This window comes from Sphingopyxis sp. (assembly GCF_035998965.1).
Classification (GTDB): Bacteria; Pseudomonadota; Alphaproteobacteria; order Sphingomonadales; family Sphingomonadaceae; genus Sphingopyxis.
This window is the reverse complement of sequence record NZ_DASYHE010000025.1, coordinates 26,219-46,029: the sequence shown is the minus strand read 5'-3', so window position 1 is coordinate 46,029 and position 19,811 is coordinate 26,219. Positions and strand designations below refer to the sequence as shown.

At 62.1% G+C, this 19,811-nt stretch carries 16 protein-coding genes; 9 read left to right on the top strand and 7 right to left on the bottom strand.

Features of this window, described 5'->3' with window-relative positions; all coding sequences use genetic code 11:
* Nucleotides 1-171: 171 nt before the first annotated feature.
* From VGN68_RS03200 to VGN68_RS03180, 5 genes are all read left to right on the top strand, one after another.
* The gene (locus VGN68_RS03200; RefSeq protein ID WP_327473808.1) at nt 172-1,863 is read left to right on the top strand and encodes a hypothetical protein; all 1,692 of its coding nucleotides are present in this window, start codon (nt 172-174) and stop codon (nt 1,861-1,863) included.
* Nucleotides 1,864-1,949: 86 nt separating this feature from the next.
* Nucleotides 1,950-3,182, top strand: a complete 1,233-nt coding sequence (locus VGN68_RS03195; protein ID WP_327473805.1) for a glycosyltransferase family 2 protein — start codon at nt 1,950-1,952, stop codon at nt 3,180-3,182.
* Nucleotides 3,179-4,102, top strand: coding sequence for a glycosyltransferase family 2 protein (locus VGN68_RS03190; RefSeq protein WP_327473803.1), 924 nt, complete (start codon nt 3,179-3,181; stop codon nt 4,100-4,102). The genes VGN68_RS03195 and VGN68_RS03190 overlap by 4 nt, the downstream gene beginning before the upstream one ends.
* A gap of 2 nt (nt 4,103-4,104) precedes the next feature.
* Nucleotides 4,105-4,734: a class I SAM-dependent methyltransferase gene (locus tag VGN68_RS03185; protein WP_327473801.1), complete on the top strand. Its 630-nt coding sequence runs from the start codon at nt 4,105-4,107 to the stop codon at nt 4,732-4,734.
* Nucleotides 4,728-5,147, top strand: a complete 420-nt coding sequence (locus VGN68_RS03180) for a GtrA family protein (protein ID WP_327473799.1) — start codon at nt 4,728-4,730, stop codon at nt 5,145-5,147. The genes VGN68_RS03185 and VGN68_RS03180 overlap by 7 nt, the downstream gene beginning before the upstream one ends.
* Here the strand turns inward: VGN68_RS03180 and VGN68_RS03175 are convergent.
* The 5 genes from VGN68_RS03175 to VGN68_RS03155 form a co-directional block, all read right to left on the bottom strand.
* Nucleotides 5,137-5,832, bottom strand: a complete 696-nt coding sequence (locus VGN68_RS03175; protein WP_327473797.1) for a class I SAM-dependent methyltransferase — start codon at nt 5,830-5,832, stop codon at nt 5,137-5,139. The genes VGN68_RS03180 and VGN68_RS03175 overlap by 11 nt on opposite strands.
* 2 nt (nt 5,833-5,834) lie before the next feature.
* The gene (locus VGN68_RS03170) at nt 5,835-6,482 is read right to left on the bottom strand and encodes a 2OG-Fe(II) oxygenase (RefSeq protein WP_327473795.1); all 648 of its coding nucleotides are present in this window, start codon (nt 6,480-6,482) and stop codon (nt 5,835-5,837) included.
* A gap of 233 nt (nt 6,483-6,715) precedes the next feature.
* Nucleotides 6,716-9,013 (bottom strand): phosphoenolpyruvate--protein phosphotransferase, encoded by a 2,298-nt coding sequence (ptsP, locus tag VGN68_RS03165; protein ID WP_327473793.1) that lies wholly within the window; start codon nt 9,011-9,013, stop codon nt 6,716-6,718.
* A gap of 90 nt (nt 9,014-9,103) precedes the next feature.
* The gene (locus VGN68_RS03160) at nt 9,104-9,859 is read right to left on the bottom strand and encodes a hypothetical protein (RefSeq protein WP_327473791.1); all 756 of its coding nucleotides are present in this window, start codon (nt 9,857-9,859) and stop codon (nt 9,104-9,106) included.
* A 32-nt stretch (nt 9,860-9,891) separates the two neighbouring features.
* A complete protein-coding gene (locus tag VGN68_RS03155) occupies nt 9,892-10,896 on the bottom strand; it encodes an NAD(P)H-dependent flavin oxidoreductase (protein WP_327473789.1) in 1,005 nt (334 codons plus the stop codon).
* 190 nt (nt 10,897-11,086) lie between these two features.
* Between VGN68_RS03155 and VGN68_RS03150 the strand changes: the two genes are divergently transcribed.
* From VGN68_RS03150 to katG, 3 genes are all read left to right on the top strand, one after another.
* A complete protein-coding gene (locus tag VGN68_RS03150) occupies nt 11,087-11,257 on the top strand; it encodes a YezD family protein (protein ID WP_327473787.1) in 171 nt (56 codons plus the stop codon).
* A gap of 90 nt (nt 11,258-11,347) precedes the next feature.
* Nucleotides 11,348-13,882 (top strand): TonB-dependent receptor, encoded by a 2,535-nt coding sequence (locus VGN68_RS03145; protein WP_327473785.1) that lies wholly within the window; start codon nt 11,348-11,350, stop codon nt 13,880-13,882.
* Between the two features lie 317 nt (nt 13,883-14,199).
* A complete protein-coding gene (gene katG, locus VGN68_RS03140; RefSeq protein ID WP_327473783.1) occupies nt 14,200-16,398 on the top strand; it encodes a catalase/peroxidase HPI in 2,199 nt (732 codons plus the stop codon).
* A gap of 110 nt (nt 16,399-16,508) precedes the next feature.
* Here katG and VGN68_RS03135 read toward each other — a convergent pair whose 3' ends face one another.
* On the bottom strand, nt 16,509-16,937 hold the full coding sequence (locus tag VGN68_RS03135; RefSeq protein ID WP_327473781.1) for a hypothetical protein: 429 nt from the start codon (nt 16,935-16,937) through the stop codon (nt 16,509-16,511).
* Nucleotides 16,938-17,624: 687 nt separating this feature from the next.
* Nucleotides 17,625-18,872, bottom strand: a complete 1,248-nt coding sequence (locus VGN68_RS03130; RefSeq protein WP_327473779.1) for an aspartate kinase — start codon at nt 18,870-18,872, stop codon at nt 17,625-17,627.
* A 158-nt stretch (nt 18,873-19,030) separates the two neighbouring features.
* Between VGN68_RS03130 and ubiG the strand changes: the two genes are divergently transcribed.
* Nucleotides 19,031-19,765, top strand: a complete 735-nt coding sequence (ubiG, locus tag VGN68_RS03125) for a bifunctional 2-polyprenyl-6-hydroxyphenol methylase/3-demethylubiquinol 3-O-methyltransferase UbiG (RefSeq protein WP_327473777.1) — start codon at nt 19,031-19,033, stop codon at nt 19,763-19,765.
* Nucleotides 19,766-19,811 lie beyond the last annotated feature (46 nt).

The following is a 19,811-nucleotide window of genomic DNA, read 5'->3' as shown; positions in this document are numbered from 1 at the left end:
AAGAACATAACATAAACATGTGCTATGGCGCAATTGCTTGGCGGCTTGATATCCCCGATTGAGCACCATGATTGCCGTCGAAAATCGATGCCGCAGCGACGTTGATGGCATGTCCACTGGGCTGCAACCGGAATTAACGTCGAATTATCCATAATGTGGCAAGGCGTTGCGATGACGAATAAACAGCTTTTCGGCTTAACCGTCCAACGACCGATGGTTTTTGCCGCGATGGCATTTGTTGTTGCCGCAATGCAGGGTGCCAACGTCAATCTAAGCCTCTTCTTTCTGCATCGCCAAGACCGCTGGTTGTTGCTCGCAGGCGCACTGTTGCTAGCGTTTTGTTTTTGGCGTCTTCCCGTGCGCGAACAGGCTCTTGCAGGTAGTTGGCGGCTGGCTTTGACCATCGGCATCTTGATGGCGACTGTCGCCTTTGCGGGGCATTATTTCATCCTGTCCGGCTATGATCTGAGCCGCGATGAGCAGATGGCGACCTTTGATGCGCAGGTTTTTGCGCAGGGACAGCTTGTTGCACCGCTAAGCGGTATCTGGCGCGATCATGCCGACGCGCTCAATACGATGTTTATGTATCCCACCAGCCAAACCGCGGGCTGGATATCCGCTTATTTGCCGTTGAACGCTCTGCTGCGAACACTGTTTGGTTTTGTCGGCGACCCTGCCTTGTCCGGTCCCGTCATGCTGTTGCTGGGCGCTTTTGCGCTGTGGAAATGTGCACGACGAATATGGCCCGCCGATCGCGAAGCGGCGGTGGTGGGGCTTTTACTCTATCTTGGATCAGGGCAGATCTTGTTCAATGGCATGACCGCCTATGCCATGCCGGCCCACCTTGCCCTGAACCTCTGCTGGCTCTGGCTTTTCTTGCGCCGAACGCTGTGGACAGATGTGGCAGCGCTGGCGGTCGGTTTTGTCGCGGTTGGGCTTCATCAACCAGTCATGCATCCGATGTTTGCTGCACCGATCCTCTTTCTGCTCGTCCTTGAGCGCGACTGGCGCCGTGCCGCCGTTTACTTCTTTGGCTATGCTGCGATTGGAGCGTTCTGGGCTTGGTGGCCCAACGCCATGTGGGCGTTAGTCGAGGCCAACGCGGTAGTCCCCAAGGAACAAGGGATCGACTATCTCAGTCGGCTCGTCCTTACAGTGACGCAGGGCGATGGTTTGCGTATCGCCAATATGGTCGCAAATATCCTTCGCTTTTTTGCTTGGCAACACTTGCTGCTATTGCCGCTCCTGCCGCTGGGGCTGATGATCGCGCGTAAGGATAGGCTGGCGGGTGCATTGACCGCCGGCCTATTGCTGACAATCGCGGTTATGTTCGTCATCTTGCCGTACCAAGGGCATGGCTTCGGTTATCGCTACCTGCACGGCCTGATCGGCAATGCCATCCTGCTCGCGGTTTATGGCTGGGTGGCGCTCGGTGATGCCCAGGCGCGTTGGCGGCCCATATTGCTGCGAACCACGGCGGTGGGGCTGGTCATCATGTTGCCGTTGCAAGCCTGGATGGCGCATTCCTTTTATGCGCCGTCGGCACAGGTGTCGCAGCGTCTTTCGGCGATCAACGCCGACTATGTTGTGATCGGGGCAGGCGATGCGCCCTTTGCTGCAGACCTGGTTATCAACTCGCCTTTTCTGATCGAACGCCCGACCAGGCTGTTGCGCGAAGCTATGAGGCCCGCCGCGCTGCGCGCCGTTTGCAAGCCAAAGCCGCGGGTTGCCATGGCCGGACGGACTGAATTGGCGCCGATCTTCAGCTATTATCGCCTGGAACTTCCTCCCGCTTCCACCACTGCTCGCACATTTGCCAGCGACCTGCGGCGCGCCGGTTGCCAAATCATCCCGATCCGGTGAAGCCAAGCTGCGCGCTCGAGTTTTTATGGGATGTTAACCACAAGTTCCTAGACTTGACAGAGTGCGGATTTCTGGGGAGTTTTTGGATGTATCAGCTTCTGGCCGAGGCGGCGACGCTCGATCGGGCGAAGCCACTGGGTGTGACGATTGTTATGCCGTGCCTCAACGAAACGATCAGCCTGCCCCATTGTATCGCGAACGCGCACGACGCGCTGCGGTTGATAGAGGACCGTTTTGGCTTGGCGGGCGAAATCGTCATCGCCGACAACGGGTCCACTGATGGCAGCCAGGCGCTTGCCGAATCGCTCGGCGCACGGGTGATCGCGGTGCCGCGGCGCGGCTATGGTGCGGCGCTTATCGGTGGCTGCCGTGCGGCCTATGGCGACTACATCCTGATGGGTGATTGCGACGGCAGCTATAATTTCACTGAAGGCGTCGCGATGATTGGCAAGCTGATCGAAGGCCATGATCTTTGCATGGGCTCACGCTTCGACGGCGGGATCGCGCCCGGCGCCATGCCTTGGAAGAACCGCCATATCGGGAATCCGGCGTTGACCGGCGTTCTCAATCTCTTCTTCCGTTCAGGCATTAACGATGCCCATTGTGGATTGCGCGCGATCAGCCGCGATGCGTTCGCGCAGTTGGGGCTTTCCGGCGAAGGCATGGAATTTGCCAGCGAGATGGTCATCAAGGCCTCGCTCAAGAAGATGCGTGTCGCCCAGGTTCCCGCAACCCTGTCGGTCGATCTGCGCGACCGCGCGCCGCACCTGCGCCCTTGGCGCGACGGCTGGCGCCACCTGCGCTACCTGTTGATGCTCAGCCCGACTTGGGTGTTCGGCGTGCCAGGAGTGACTGCGGTTCTTCTTGCGGCCATTATATTTGGCGTCGCGGGAGCTTATGCGACCGGTCTGGTGGCGGGAACGCCATTCTTTGGCGTCAGCTGGTGCGTCATCGCAGCGTTTCTGGCGACTTCCGGCCATTTCTGCCTGCTCATGGGGACGGCCATGCACCTTCATGGGGTACGAAGCGGTTATCGTCGTTTGCGTCCTTCGATTGCCCGTCTGGGACAGATCGTCACGTTAGAGACCATGCTAGTCGCGGGTCTTGCGCTGATCGCCGTTGCGCTGTTCACGCTGGGGCTCGTCGGGATGCAATGGACTAAGGGCGGCTTCGAGGCATTGAAAGATCCGCTGCCGCTGATCGGCGGCGCTGCGCTTGGCGCGATCGGCCTGCAGACGGCGTTTGGCGCTTTCGTGCTCGCGATTATCGCCGGAAATGACAATCGCCTTGCGCCGGCTGCGGAAGCGGCCGGCGGATGAAGCGCCCGTTGCTCTCGGTCGTCATGCCCGTCCATGGCGGCGGACAATGGCTCGATGAGGCTCTGGCGAGCGTCCAGGCAGGCGATCGCGACGAAGTCGAAATCGTCATTCGCGATTCGAGCCCTGGCAAATCCTGCGAGTCGATCGTGATGAGGCACGCTGGCAGATTGCGGATCGATTATGCTTATTTGCCCGAGATACCGAGCTGGACGCGAAAGACGAATATGGCCGTCAAGGCGGCGAGCGCGGCGCATGTATGTCATTTGCATCAGGATGATCTTTGGCTTGAGGACCGGCTCGCGGTCGCACGCCAGATGATCGCGGCGGCGCCCGATGCCGCACTTTTCCTGACGCCCGCCCTCATTGTTGATGGACGAGGGAAGCGGCTTGGTCGGTGGCGCCCGCCTTTTCATGACGGTTTCATCGATTCCGCCGACTATCGCGACGCGTTACTGGTCCAGAATTCGATAGCAATTCCCGCACCCATCTTTCGCCGCAATGCCTATCTCGCAGTCGGCGGGATGGACGAAAGCCTGTGGTATACGCCCGATTGGGATTTGTGGTTCAAGCTGGCGAAACTGGGGCCAGTTTATTATGATTCGCGTGCAGTTACCGCTTTTCGCATTCACAAAAACTCGCTGACGATGACCGGTGATCGGCGTGAGTTGGCCGAGCAGATGGACCTGGTCCTCGAACGCAACTTGTGCGCCGACGGAAAAACCGAACGCATCAGCCGCACGTCCGCAAAAATCAACGCGCTACTATCGGATGCCGCGCTTGGCCACCCCTATGCTATGATCAAGGCCGTCGCTATTTTCCTTTTGCTTGGTCCAGCCGAAGGCAGCCGCTACATTCGCTATTCACGCATTGTCGAGCGGGTCGTGCCGCGAATCAAACTGCGTTTTGCGGGGATGATTTAAAGATGGCGCTTGGCTCGCTTGTCCGCAAAAGCTTTGGCCGTCACGAGCATCGCGTCGCCGAACTGTATCGCGGCGCCTTCATGGATCTTCGAGACTACGCGGGCAAGATCGGCGATTGGGCACCAAAGGCTCGCCGCATTCTGGAAGTTGGCTGCGGCGAGGGCGCGGTAACGGAGATTCTTGCCGAGACCTATCCCGATGCCGATATTCTGGCGATCGACATCGCATCCAGTGCAGGGCGTCTCTATCGCGGCCGGCCCAACGGCGTCGAGTTTCGGCAGGCTCCGATTTTCGATATTGCCGCTGAATATCCCGCGTCATTCGACTTGATCACCTTGTCGGACGTACTGCATCACATTCCATCGGAGTTGCACCCGGAAATTCTCGACGCAGTCCACCGCTGCTTGGCGCCGGGGGGACGGTTCGTGCTCAAGGATTGGGCGCGGACGCCTACCCCCATACATTGGCTCTGTCATGCCGGCGACAGGTGGCTGACCGGCGACCGGGTGCACTATCTCACACCGCTGGAAGCGATGACGCTGGTGACATCGAGCGTTCCCGATTTCATGCTGATCGCGCAGGGCCGTATCGGTCCTTGGAGAAACAATTATTCGCTGACGTTTCAATGTTGAAGTCGCTGCTCGACAACAGGCCGACACGCTATCTTGTCGTGGGTGCGATCTGTGCAGTCGCAAATAATATCATATTGATCGCCGGTGATGCGGCGGGGTTGCATTACTGGTTCGCAGTGCTTTTGACCTTCGTGCTGATGGTGCCCCCAAGTTATGTCGCCCACGCTTTGTGGGTGTTCAGGGTTCGGGCAACATGGCACGCTTTTGGCCATTATGTGGCCGGAACGCTGTCGAGCCTTGTGGTCGCTACGCTGGCTATCGGGTTACTTTGCGGCGTTCTGCTGCTTCCGATGGTCGCCGCTGCGCCGATCGCTACGCTGACGATGGTGCTTTACAATTATCTGATGACGCGCTGGGCCGTGTATCGTGGTCACGTCCGAGCCATGCCGTCTTTCGCCGATCCTACAGCCTAATCCGCACGATGTAGCCAAAGCTGCGAAGTGGAAAAAGGCGCTCATAGGCCCGGATGATGGTTTCGACCGCCTTCACCGCAATTCGCTTGGGTCCGGTCGATTGCAACAACATTTCGGTTGCGTAAAAACGGTAGGGAATAATGTCCCAGTCGCGGCAGCCGGCACGCTGGCACAATGTGTTCAGCGTCTTGTATGTCGAAGTCAAGAGATGGTCGCGATGCTGTGCCTCGCGGCTGATCGTGCCGAGCAGGGCGTTCGCGAACGAGGCGCCGTTAGGGGTCGAGATCAGCATTTCGCGACCAGGATAAGACAGTTTTATCCTAGAGAGGAATTGAAGCGGATTCTCGATATGCTCGATGAACTCGCCGGCGACGATGATATCGACAATGTCGGGCGCGACATCCGGGTTCGTGCCGTCGCCCTTAATGATTCTGGAATTGGGCCCGGTCACCAATCCGTCCACCGGCAGATGTTCGGATAGGTCGATCCCGGTCACCTGCTTGGCGAGCGCGGCGATACGCTGGTGGAGCCATTCGTTCGTATTCTGCTTGTCGAGCGCCGTCTCGTCGAGGCAGCCGATATCGAGCACACGTTTGCCGCGGCAGCGCTCGGCGATGAAACTGACGCGCTCCACCGGGCGGCCTATGTGCAGGCGTTCGAGCGTCTGATAGGCAAGTTGCGGCACGGCTAATGCTTGTCGCGCTGATAGACGTGAGGGTTGTGCCACAACGCGCCGCCCGTGGAATTTAATATGGTGGTACGGAGCGCATTGTCCGCCCGCATGGCAAAGTCCGCGAGTCCGCGACCATGTTCGGCGCGAAAAGTCGTGGCGTGAGAATAGTTCGTCGCGCCGGGCGCCGCGCGGGAAAAATAATAGTTGGAGACACAGCACCGGCGTCCGTCGTGCCTGACCTCGTTAACAGAATGCCATGACTGGTCGTCGGTCAACATGATCACAAGGCTGTTGAAAAGGCTTGGGATGGTACGCGGTTTTCCGCGCGGTCCGTTGTCCCAAAGCTGGAGTGAGCCACCGAAATCTTCGCGCCATCCGGGCGTGACATAAAAGAGCAGGTTGAGAGCGCGGTAGCGTTTGCGATCCTTGTCGTGCGAATTGTCGAGATGCGGGCGCAGATAGGCGCCTTTCGACATTGCGCTGATTCCGCCGGCATAGAGATCGGCGTCGGGTTCGAGCGTGGCGAGTCCGGTTATGTGGCCGACCAGATCGACGACACGTGGATCCTGAAACGCATAGACGATCTCTTCGAGGAGCGGGTCATGCTCGTCCATCTGCGCCACGACGTGCTTGTTTTCCTTTATCGAGCGTTTCAGAATCATTCGCTCCGAGGCAGGAAAGGCACGATAGACCTGTTCGACCAAATCGGTGGGAAGGATGTTCTTCGCTTGGCACGCTGCAATTCGTCCCGCCGTCCCGAATTCTCGGCCAAGCCTCTCGACCTCTGGATTGAGCCGGGCGACGATCAGATCGGCGATTTCGGTGCGGTTCATCATCGTGGTCCTCTATGCCCGGTTGACCATGATATGGTTAAGGAATTGCTAAATCCGCCGCATCAGTCGCCAAGATCCACCCCATGCGTCTCGGCCCACGCCTGATACTGCGCGCGCGGGTTCGACGACGGTTGGGCCAGCATCGTTGGCATTTCGGCGCGTAGTGCGCTGAGATCCAGCGAGCGGATCATGGCTTTGACCGGGCCGACCCCGGCGGGGGTGATCGACAGGCGTTCGATGCCGACGCCGAGCAGCGCCATGGCTTCCAAAGGCCGCCCGCCCATCTCGCCGCACACGCCCAGCGCGACCTTCGATCCCGATACCGTCCGCACGACACGCGCCAGATAGCGCATGACGATCGGCGACAGCCAGTCGTAGCGTTCGGCGAGGCGCGGGTGGGCGCGGTCGGCGGCGAACAGGAATTGGGTGAGGTCGTTGGTGCCGACCGACAGGAAATCGAGATGCGGCAGCATCAGGTCGAGCGTTTCGAGTAGCCCCGGCACTTCGAGCATGGCGCCATAACGGATCGCGACCGGCAGCTTTTTGTTATGCTTCGCCAGCCATGCCCGCTGCCCGACGAACAGGTTGCGCGCGGCTTCATATTCCCACGGTTCGGACACCATCGGGAACATCACATTGAGCGTGCGCCCGGCGGCGGCCTCCATCAGCGCGCGCGCCTGCACCTTGAGCAGCCCTTCGCGTTCGAGCGCGAGGCGCAGGGCGCGCCAGCCCATCGCAGGATTTTCCTCCAGCGCGCTGTCGCCGACATTCATATAGGGCAGCGCCTTGTCGCCGCCGATGTCGACGGTGCGAAAGATCACCGGCCGGTCGCCCGCCGCGTCGAGCACGTCGCGATAGAGGCGTTGCTGGCGGTCGCGCGACGGCAACGTCGCCGACACCAGAAACTGGAATTCGGTGCGGAACAGCCCAATGCCGCGCGCGCCGGTCAGGTCGAGCGCGGCGATATCTTCGCGCAGCCCCGCGTTGATCATCAATTCGATCGGCACGCCATCCTTGGTGACCGCGGGCAGGTCGCGCAGCGCGGCGAGGTTGGCGCGGCGCTTCTGCGAAATCGCCAGCTTGGCGTCGAACGCATCCTGCACCGCCTGCGTCGGGCGGACATGCAGCGCGCCCGCCGCGGCATCGAGCAGCAACAAATCGCCTTCACGGATCGAAGCGCGCACGTCGCTGACGCGGCCGATTACGGGAACGCCCATCGCGCGCGCGACGATGATGACGTGGGCGGTGAGCGAGCCTTCTTCGAGCACGACGCCCTTCAGGCGGCGACGGTCATATTCCAGCAGTTCGGCGGGGCCGAGGTTGCGCGCGATCAGGATCGAATCCTGCCGCAGGCCCATTTGCGCCGCGGTCCCCATCTGCCCCGACACGATGCGGATCAGCCGGTTCGACAGATCCTCCAGGTCGTGCATGCGGTCGCGCAGCAAGGCATCGTCGATCTGGCGCATCCGCATTCGGGTGCGTTGCTGGACGCGCTCGATCGCGGCTTCGGCGGTGAGGCCGCTGTCGATCGCTTCGTTGATCCGCCGCGACCACCCTTCGTCATAGGCGAACATCTTGTACGTCTGGATGACTTCATCATGCTCGCCGCCAACCCCGAAGTCGGCCTGGCTCGCCATGCGGTCGATCTGTTCGCGCATCTTGTCGAACGCGGCATAGACGCGGTGCCGTTCGGCTTCGGTATCTTCGGCGACGGTATGTTCGATGGTGATGCGCGGCTGGTGGAACACCGCGACCCCGGCGCCCATCCCGTCGACCAGTTTCTGACCGGTCAGCCGCTGCGCCGACTGGTCAGCGGCGGCGGCGTCGGTGCGCGCGGCGGTGTCGACCAGGTCGGCGTTGGTGATCAGTTCGGACAGCACCATGGCGACCGTTTGCAGCGTCTCGATCTCGATGTCGGCGTAGCGGCGCGGGTCGGCATGCTGGACGCAGAGGACGCCGACGGCGCGTTCGCGGCGGATGATCGGCACCCCGGCAAAGCTGTGGAACAATTCTTCGCCGGTTTCGGGGCGGTACGAAAAGTCGGGATGCGCCGCCGCCTCGTCCAGGTTCAGCGTTTCGATCTGGTCGGCGATCATCCCGACCAGCCCTTCGCCAAGGCCAAGACGGGTGACGTGCACCGCCTCCTGCTTCAGCCCGCGCGTCGCATAAAGTTCCAGCGCCCCGTCGCGGAGCAGATAGATCGAACAGACCTCGCTATCGAGGCATTCGCCAATGATGCCGACGACCTGGTTGAGTTTGCCCTGCGCGTTGGCGCGCGACGCCATGACCTCGTGCAGCCGGGTCAGGATGGTCCGCGCCGACTGAGCGGCCGACGAAGGGGGAGGCGGGGCGTTGGTCATTCGCCCTCTGCTAACAGATGGATGCGCCGAGCGCCATGACCCCCGCGCCCCGTCGCGGCCAATCTATTCTTCGCTGTCGCCAAGCTTGCGTCAGTTGGTCCCGACCGGCGCGGTCGGCCCCTGCGCCGCACCCGGCGGCGTGGCGGTCGTCGTTGTCGGAGCGAAGGGCGTAGCCGGTGCGGGTGCCGTCATGATCGCCGGCGGCGGGGCATATTTGGCATCCCATGCGACGACATCATACTGATATTTGGCGTATGCCTCGTAAAACTCATGGAAGGGTTCATCGAGCCGCGCCAGATGTGCGGGCGCTTGTTCGACGACCTGTGCGGTCGGCGTCGACGAGACCATCTGCGCAATTTCATTGGCGCGGGTGCAAAAGGCGCGCTGCGCGGGGGGCTGCGCGAAATAGTTGAACAGCTGGGTCGACAGCTTGTCACGCGCCGCGGTGCCGTTCGTCTTGGTTTCCTTGCCCAGCTGCGTGATCACATTTTTCTCGGTCGAGCGGATGACCTTGCCATGCGCCTTGATGATATTGTTGTATGCCGACACCAGAGTCGTTTCTTCCAAGCCGCGGCAACCGATGGCGGCGACGTTCAGCCCGATCTTGAGCTGCCAGAAGGCGCGGTCGCCGGTGACATTGCTGTTCGCGGTGACAAATTTGCCGTCGATCCCGCGACCCGGCAGGATCTGCGTCAGCGAGGCGTTACCCGGCGGCAGCGGGCGCGGCGGCACGACGATAACCACTGGCGGCGGCGGCGGTGCAGGGGGCGGCGGAGGGGGCGCTTTGGTACAAGCGGCAACGCTCGCCAGCAGGCCGACCACGATGATCTTGCGCGACAAATTCATGAACTTCTCCCCAGCCGCCATATCATGCGGCATCAACCCCGAGCGTGCAATGCGGCGTCGGCCTGTTGCACCAAAGTTGCGATGATATCGGCAACGCTCTCTTCTTCGGATACCATACCGACAGATTGCCCTGCCATTAACGAACCATTTTCGACGTCGCCGTCGATCACCGCGCGGCGAAGCGCACCGGCCCAATAATGTTCGATTTCCAACTGCGCTTCCATCATGTCGACCTCGCCCAAATCAAGCTTGTTTGCGACCTCGCGCTGCTTGGCGGTGAACGCCTCGGTCCCGGCATTTTTGAGCGCGCGCACGGGGATGACCGGCAGGCGCGGGTCGATCTGGACACTCGCGACGGCTTCGCGCGCTGAAGCGCGCATGAACGCCTTTTTGAAATTGGGATGTGCGATGCTTTCGGTGGCACAGACGAAACGGGTGCCGAGCTGGACGCCCGAGGCGCCCATCTCCAGATAGGCGGCAATCGCTTCGCCGCGACCGATGCCCCCGGCGACGAAGATCGGCACCTCGTCCGCCAGCGTCGGCAGGATTTCCTGCGCCAGCACACTAGTCGATACCGGGCCGATATGGCCGCCGGCTTCCATCCCCTCAATCACTAGCGCATCGACGCCCGACCGGACGAGCTTTTTGCCCATCGCCAGCGTCGGCGCAAAACAGATGACCTTGGCTCCCGATGCCTTGATCGCCTCCAAGCTGCCTTTGGGCGGCAGACCGCCCGCCAGCACGACATGGCCCACGTCATGTTTGGCGCAGATGTCGATCAGCTCGAACAATTGCGGATGCATCGTGATCAGATTGACGCCGAACGGCTTGGTCGCCAGCGCCTTGGTCGCGGCAATTTCGGCATCGAGCAAAGCGGGTGTCATCGCGCCGCATGCAATCACCCCAAAGCCGCCGGCATTGCTGATCGCGCTGACCAGATGGCGTTCGGAAACCCAGCTCATCGCGCCGCACAGGATGGCGTAGTCGCTGCCGAGCAGTTCGGTCCCGCGCGCCATCAATTCGTTCATTTTGCTCATTGAGGCTGCCTTTGCCAGCAGTAGGACTCGCGCGCAATCCCTACCGGTGTCGCCGCCAGCGGCCCGTCGCAGATGCGAATCCATTTGGCGCGGCAACCGAACCTTTCGGCGCAGAAAGCAAATCAATTATTGTCAACCAAAACACTTGTCATATGCTTGGGCGGCGAATCCATCAGGGAAAGGAATAATCATGAGCACTGCCGAGGAGACCGCGAAAGCCGGGTCCGAGCAGACGCCGCGCGCCGTGCAGACGGTGCTCGACGCGCTTGAAAAGCTAAAATTCGGGGCGATCCAGCTGACCGTCCATGAAGGACGGCTGGTGCAGGTCGATGTGACCGAACGGCACCGCTACCCGGGCTGATCCCTGCCACTCCCAAGAGGGACTCTCCCCTCATCCTGCCGCAGACCGGACCACCGGATGTGGCAATTTTCTTTGCAACAGGAAATTGTCATGACCGCAAAATACCCGTCCGTCCGCCGCCGCCGCGTGCAGGCATCATCGCTCACTTTATCACTCCTGCTTGTGCTGGGCGCCACGCCCGCCGCGGCGGAGGAAACATCCGCGGCAACGGCGGCGGAGGGCGTTTCCGCTGACGCCGCTGCGCAAGTCGATGACGACGTCAGCCGCGGTGACATCATCATCGTCACCGCCCGTCGCCGCCAGGAAACCGCGCAAGAGGTTCCCGTTGCGATCTCGGTCATTCGCGGTGATTCGATTGAGGCGACCGGCAACTTCAACGTCGTGAAGTTGCAGCAGCTCGCGCCGACCTTGCAGGTTTACACCACCAATCCGCGCAACACGTCGGTCAACATCCGCGGCATCGGCGTGCCGTACGGCCTGACCAGCGACGGGTTCGAACAGGGCGTCGGCATCTATGTCGACGACGTCTATAATTCGCGCGTCGCCGCCGCGACCTTCGATTTTCTCGACGTCGATCAGGTCGAGGTACTGCGCGGGCCACAGGGGACGCTCTATGGCAAGAACACCACTGCTGGAGCGATCAATATCACGACCAATCAGCCGACCTTCGATTTCGAAGGGCGCGCCGAGGTCAGCGTCGGCAATCTGAACTATCGACAGGCGAAAGCCGCGGTCTCGGGACCGCTGACCGACAAGATTGCGGCCCGGATCGCCGTCGCGGCGACGAGCAGGCGCGGTACCCTGTTCAACACGCGCACCGACCGCTGGATCAACGAGCAGGATAATCTGGGCCTGCGCGGCCAGCTGCTGTTTCAACCCAATGAGGGTCTCAGCATCACGCTGGCGGGTGACTATAGCAAGCAGGATCCCGAATGCTGCGGCACCGCCTTCGTACGCGTCGGCACAACACAGCGGGCGCTCAACCGCCAATATGATGCGATTATTGCACGGCTTCAGGCCGCCAATCCCAATTACAATTACATCGTGCCGAGCCGGAACGTCTATGATCGCCTGACCGACATTGATGCCAGCCTGAGCGCCGGCAATAAAATTGGCGGTGCGTCGCTGCGTGTGAAATGGGACATTGGTCCCGGCACGTTGACGTCGATTACCGCATGGCGCTTTTGGGATTGGCTGCCCGAGAACGACCGCGATTTTACAGGCGCTTCGGTGGTTTCTCGCTCGCAGAACCCGTCGCAGCAGGATCAGTACAGCCAGGAGTTTCGTTACAATTACGAGGGCGATAAAGTCGATTTCGTTGTCGGCCTGTTTGGCTTCAAACAGCGGATCGACACGCAGGGAACCGAACAGCAAGGTATCGATGCGGCCCGTTACAGCCTGGCGCCATCGACCGATCCGAACAATGTGTACAACCGGCCCGAGGTGTTGAACGGCCTGACCGCGTCCAATACGCAGTTCCTGAAGGCCGATAGCGCTGCGCTTTACGGTCAGCTCAGCTACAAACTGACCCGGGAGCTCACCATCCAGCCCGGCCTCCGCGTCAATTACGACAAGAAAGAGGGCTTCTATCAGCGCGTGGTGACGACGGGCGCGGGGCAGCTGATCACCAGCTGCGCACCCTCGGCGACCGCTGGCAATGCGGTGCTGACGGCGCAATGCGGCGTCTATCAGCCGCAACTGACGCAGCCGTCGGTGAGCGACTGGAATTTCAGCTATGACCTGAATATCAACTACAAGGTTGCGCCAGATGTGCTCGCCTATGCGACATACGCCAAAAGCTTCAAGACCGTCGGCATCAACCAAAATGGTCTGCCGCTCGACACCAACAACCAACCGGTGCTGAGCGCGAGCACGGTCAAACCGGAATCGGTCAATCATTTTGAGATCGGGCTCAAGACGCAGTTCCTGGACCGCTTGGCGACATTCAACCTCACGGCGTTTCGCACCGAAATCAAGAATTTCCAGGCGACGGTGAACGGCGGCCAGTTCGGCACGGTGCGCGGCTATTTGGCCAACGCCGAGAAGGTGGTCTCGCAGGGCGTCGAGGCCGATTTCAAAATCCGCACCAGCGATCGATTTACCGCCTATGCCAATGGTGCTTATACCGACGCCAAATATAAATCGTTCACCAACGCGCCATGCCCGCCCGAATTGTCCGGCGGGACGTTCCAGCCGGCCAATGCGGCGCCCGATTATTCGCAGCCCGGGGTTCCGGGCGCGCTCAGCCCGCGGCAGTGCGATATATCGGGCTTCGACCTGCCCGGCGTGTCGAAATGGGCGTTTTCCTATGGCGCCGAAACAAACATTCCGGCCACGCTGCTGGCGAAGGACGGCCAGGTCTATCTGGGCATCGATGGCAATTACCGTTCGCGCTGGAATTCGAACGCGTCGCCGTCGATCTACACCGACGTCAAAGGCTATGCCCTGACCAACTTTCGCGTCGGTTTCCGGGCCGATGGCTTCGACGTCTTCGGCTGGGTCCGCAACGCCTTCGACGTCAGATATATCGAGACGCTTCAGGTCGCGCCGGGCAATGTCGGCCTGATTGCCGGTCAACCGGGCGATCCGCGCACTTGGGGCGGAACAGTGAAGTTCAGCTTCTAATCGGTCGGTCAGTGCCGAATTGGAAAGGGGCCGTTCCCGGATCAGGGGGCGGTCCTTTTTCGTGCCGCCGACTCCCCAACCTGCCGATCGCTCTCTTTCGTCGGGGCGTGGCGGTTCCGCGATAGACGCGATACCAATGCGGCCAAAGGCGTGCCTATAATCGGACCAGTCAATCACTGAATTCACCTTATTCGGTTAGGTCGATTGAAAGCACCGGCCTATCGTCGTCCTATTAGTGGAAGGCTGAGGCCATGGATTCGTCATGCTCTCGTCATCCAGCCGCTGCACCAGTTCAAAACCATAAAAGGAGAGACTGTATGAACGACCAGACCCCCATCGACGCCGCGGGTGGTTGCCCGGTTCACCAGCCGGGCGGCGTGCGCTCGCTGCTTGGCCGCACCAACAAGGATTGGTGGCCCGACATGCTGGCGACCGAAGTCCTCACGCCGAACGGCCCGTCGAACCCGATGGGCGATGATTTCGACTATTCGAAGGCGTTCGCCCTGCTCGACTATCAAGCGCTGAAAGATGACCTGAAGGCGCTGATGACCGACAGCCAGCCCTGGTGGCCCGCCGACTATGGCCATTATGGTCCCTTCTTCATCCGCATGGCGTGGCACGCCGCCGGTACCTATCGCACCGCCGATGGGCGCGGCGGCGCCAACAGCGGGCAGCAGCGTTTTGCGCCGCTCGACAGCTGGCCCGACAACGGCAATCTCGACAAGGCGCGGCGCCTGCTGTGGCCGATCAAGCAGAAATATGGCAACAAGATCAGCTGGGCCGACCTGTTCATCCTGACCGGCAACGTCGCGATCGAAAGCATGGGCGGGCCGGTGTTCGGCTTCGGCGGCGGCCGCGCCGACGTGTTCGAGCCCGAGCGCGACATTTATTGGGGCAGCGAGGACAAATGGGTCAATGAGGGCGTTCAGACCCGCATCGATCCCGACAAGGGCATGGAAGCGCTCGAAGGCCCGCTCGCCGCGATCCAGATGGGTCTGATCTATGTCAACCCGGAAGGGCCGGGCGGCAATCCCGATCCGCTGCAATCGGCGCGCGACATGCGCGCGACCTTTGAGCGCATGGCGATGAATTCGGAAGAAACCGTCGCGCTGACGGCGGGCGGCCACACCTTTGGCAAGGCGCATGGCAATGGCGACGCTTCCCTGCTCGGCGCGGCGCCTTCGGGTGGCGATCTGGCGGCGCAGGGCTTCGGCTGGGTCAGCAGCCACGAAAGCGGCGGCATCGGCGAGCATGCGGTGACCAGCGGCATCGAGGGTTCGTGGGTCAACACCCCGACTGAGTGGAGCGAGAATTATTTCCGCCTGCTGCTCGATTATGATTATGAGCTCGTCCGCTCGCCCGCGGGCGCGCAGCAGTGGCAGCCGATCAACCAGAAGCCGGAGGACATGGCACCGGCGGCGTGGGATCCGAACATCAAGGTTCCGACCATGATGACCACCGCCGACATGGCGCTGAAAATGGATCCGGAATTCCGCGCGATCAGCGAGAAGTTCCGCAACGACCATGAAGCGTTCAAGGATGCCTTTGCCCGCGCCTGGTTCAAGCTGTGCCACCGCGACATGGGGCCGAAGGTTCGTTACCTTGGCCCCGAAGTTCCGGCCGAAGACCTGATCTGGCAGGATCCGATCCCCGCCGGTACGATGCCGTCGGACGCCGAAGTTGCGGCGGTAAAGGACAAGATCGCGGCGAGCGGCCTGACCGTCAGCCAGCTGATCAAGACCGCATGGGCGTCGGCCAGCACTTATCGCAAGTCGGACCACCGCGGCGGCGCCAATGGCGCGCGCGTCCGGCTGGCGCCGCAAAAGGACTGGGAGGTCAACGAGCCCGAGATGCTGGCCAAGGTGCTGAGCACTCTCGACGGCCTGCGCGGATCGATGTCGATGGCCGACGCCATCGTGCTTGGCGGTGTGGTCGGGCTGGAAAAGGCGATCAAGGATGCGGGTTTCAGCGTCGCAGTGCCGTTCACCGGCGGCCGCGGCGATGCGACTGCCGAACAGACCGACGCCGCCAGCTTTGACGTGATGGAGCCGGAAGCCGACGCGTTCCGTAATTACATCGGCAAGAAGAAGCTGGCGGTGAAGACCGAGGAAATGATGCTCGACCGCGCCTCGTTGCTCGGCCTGTCGGTGCCCGAAATGACGGTGCTGGTCGGCGGGCTTCGCGTCCTCGGCGCCAATCATGGCGAGCGGGGCCACGGCCACTTCACCAAGCGTTCGGGCCAGCTGACCAACGATTTCTTCGTCAACCTGCTCGACATGACCAATGTCTGGAAGGCCGTCGATGGGTCGGACGATCAGGAATATGTCGCCACCGATCGCAAGAGCGGCGGCGAAACCTGGCGCGCGACGCGGGCCGACCTGGTGTTCGGTTCCAATTCGGAACTGCGCGCGGTCGCCGAAGTCTATGCCGAAACGGGCCATGAAGAGAAGTTCGTCAAGGACTTCGTCAAGGCCTGGACGAAGGTGATGAACGCCGACCGGTTCGACCTGGCCTGATCGGGACCAGCCGACCAGACGACGGGTCGCGACCCGCCCCCGGGGACATGGGCCTGGGGGCGGGTCTTTCTTTTTGGGCTTAAAGCCACAAAAGCCCCGCATGGGCGCATTCAAACTGTGTCCTTTGTGGCTTTAAGGGGCGCGGCATCCTCGCGTATTGCGGCGCGCACGACGTCCATGTCGGGGCCACCGGTGACGTCGATCGCGCCGCCGCGCAGGATGCGGACGGTGGTGACGCCGTTGAGCGCCCGGTCCATCGCATAGTCGAATTGGCGGATGCGACCCATCGAGAGCGCGCGGTCCCACGCGGCGGCGAAGCTTTGCGCGCCTGCGCGATCGCGGAGGCGATAGGCAGAGCGGCGCCCCATGCCGACGGCTCGCGATGCCTTGCCCACCGATCCCATCGCTGCGAGCGCACGGATGAAATTGGCCTGCGTTTCGGGTGTCCAGCCATCGGCGCGGTGGCGCTGTTGCGTCACGGGCGCGAAGGCGAGGCAGGTATCGGCGAGCAGCTGCTCGGGCGGGGCGGTGTGTTCCATCTAACAGTATGAAGCATGGCGAAATATTGTAGGAAAGCGCTTTTTTGAGGTGGCGGGGTGGGCCTTTGCACCGTCGCTGCCCACCCCCGGCCCCTCCCGCCTGCGGGAGGGGATGAGAAATGTCCGCTACTGGTCGTTTGCGGTCATTCCGAGCAAATCGGCAGCGAACGTCGGAAATGGGGCGGGAAGTGGACGGCGCCGATCCTCCCCGGAACGGGGAGGGGGACCAGCGAAGCTGGTGGAGGGGCACCATCGGTTTGCCTTGACGCAGAGATAGTGCTCCATGGCGAGGTTCCCGGAAAAGCGTGACCCATCCGGTCCAGCGCTGCGTAAACCGCCTGTGCCCCTCCACCACCCTTCGGGTGGTCCCCCTCCCCCCTTGGGGGAGGATCGCTTAGGTCCGCAAGTGGCCGTTTTCCGACATTCGCTCCAAATGGGCGGCGAACGACGAGGGTGGCGTACGAACCCGACGTCCTGTGGTTTCGTCATCCCGGACCCTTCGACAAGCTCAGGACAGGCTTGATCCGGGATCCATAGCCGCGCTGTCGTCATGAATCCCGGATCAAGCCTGTCCTGAGCTTGTCGAAGGGTCCGGGATGACGATAAGGTGAAAATCTTCCCCATGGCTTAGCCACAGGAGGGAGGATGACGTGCGCAACCGGTCGTTAGCCGCCGTGCCAGCGATGTTCAGTCGGCATCCAGCCCATAGGCGGTGTGCAGCACGCGCACCGCGAGTTCGGTTTCATCCTCGTCGATCAGTACGCTGACCTTGATCTCGCTGGTCGAGATCGCCTGAATGTTGATGCCGCGATCGGCGAGCGCGCGGAACATCGTGCTGGCGACGCCCGCATGGCTTTTCATGCCGACCCCGACGACGCTGATCTTGGCGACCTTGTCGTCGCTGATGATGCGGTTGAAGCCGATCTTTTCCTTTGCGGCGTCGAGCAGGTCGATCGAGCGCAGCAAGTCGGTCTGGGGGACGGTGAAGGTCACGTCGGTCTCACCCTTGTCGCGGCCGACGTTCTGGATGATCATGTCGACGTTGATCCCCGCCGCGGCGAGCGGGCCAAAGATGTTGGCAACGCCGCCGGGCCGGTCGGGCACGCGGGTGACGATGACCTTGGCTTCATTCTTGTCGTGGGCGATGCCGGTGATCAGCTGCCGTTCCATCTGATGTTCCTCTATTTCCTCGTCGCTGACGATCATCGTGCCGCGGGCGGGGGCTTCGTCGCCCTCGACAAAGCTGGAGAGCACTTGCACGCGCACACCCTCTTTCATCGCGAGCCCGACCGAGCGGGTTTGCAGCACCTTGGCGCCAACGCTCGCGAGTTCGAGCATTTCTTCATAGGTGACATAATCGAGCTTGCGCGCGCGCGCGACGATGCGCGGGTCGGTGGTATAAACCCCGTCGACGTCGGTATAGATGTCGCAGCGGTCGGCCTTGAGCGCCGCGGCAACCGCGACCGCGCTGGTGTCCGACCCGCCGCGGCCGAGCGTCGACACGCGGCCGTCGTCCATCAGCCCTTGAAAGCCCGGGATCACCGCAACCTCGCCGCGCGCCATCGCAGCGCCGAGCGCGCCGGTGTCGATGTCGGCGATGCGGGCGCGAGCGTGCGCTTCTTCGGTACGGATCGGCAGCTGCCAGCCGAGCCAGCTGCGCGCCGGGGTGCCCATCGCCTGCAAGGTGAGCGCGAGCAGGCCCGAGGTCACCTGTTCGCCCGCCGCGACAACGACGTCATATTCGGCGGGATCGTAACGCGGGTTGGCCTCGCGGCAGAAATTGACCAGCCGGTCGGTCTCGCCCGCCATCGCCGAGACGACGACCGCGACTTCGTTGCCCTGCGCGACTTCGCGCGCGACGAGTTTCGCGACGGTGCGAATCCGCTCGGTGCCCGCCATCGACGTGCCCCCGAATTTCATCACGATCCGCGCCATCTCGCCCTGCTTTCAAGAAACTGGTTTCTGCCGCAACATTCGAACAATTCCGCGGCGCTCGGCTGTTAGGCAAGGGGGCGCGCGAAGGCAAGAGGAGCGGGCGCCGCAGCGGATAGAATTTCTTGCATGGGGCGAGGGGGAGTGCCACATCGCGGAGCATGAGCAGCGACACGATCAACCCGCATGAAGCCGCCCATTTCGGGGCGCTCGCCGCCGATTGGTGGGATCCGCTTGGGTCGTCGGCGATGCTGCACAAGCTCAATCCGGTACGGTTGTCCTATATTCGCGCGCAGATCGACGCGCATTGGCATGTCGACGCGCGCGAGCGGTTTGCCCTGGCAGGGCGGAGCGCGATTGATGTGGGGTGCGGTGCGGGGCTGCTGGCCGAGCCGTTGGCGCGGATGGGCGCCAAGGTGACCGGGGTCGATGCGGCGCCGGAGAACATCGCCGCGGCGCAGGCCCATGCCGCGGGGCAGGGGTTGGAGATCGGCTATTTTGCGGGCGAGCTCGCCGCGCTGCCCCCTGCGAAGTTCGATCTTGTCACCTCGATGGAGGTGGTCGAGCATGTGACCGATCCTGCGGCATTCATCGCGCAGCTCGCGGCGCGGCTGGCACCGGGCGGGCTGATGATCCTGTCGACGCCGAACCGCACGATGCTGTCGAAGCTGCTGCTGGTCGAGGCCGCCGAACGGGTCGGCGCGGTGCCGCGCGGGACGCATGATTGGGACCAGTTTCTGACGCCCGAGGAGCTGACCAAGTTGCTCGAAGAGGCGGGGCTGGAGGTGATCGACCGCACCGGTCTGGCGCCCTCACCCGCCAAGGGCTTCAAACTCGGCGGCAGCGAGGCGCTCAACTATCTGGTCGCGGCGCGGTGGCCGAATAGCAGGGACTGACTGCACGTCGCCCCCGCGAAGGCGGGGGCCGTTGGCAACCTTGCGC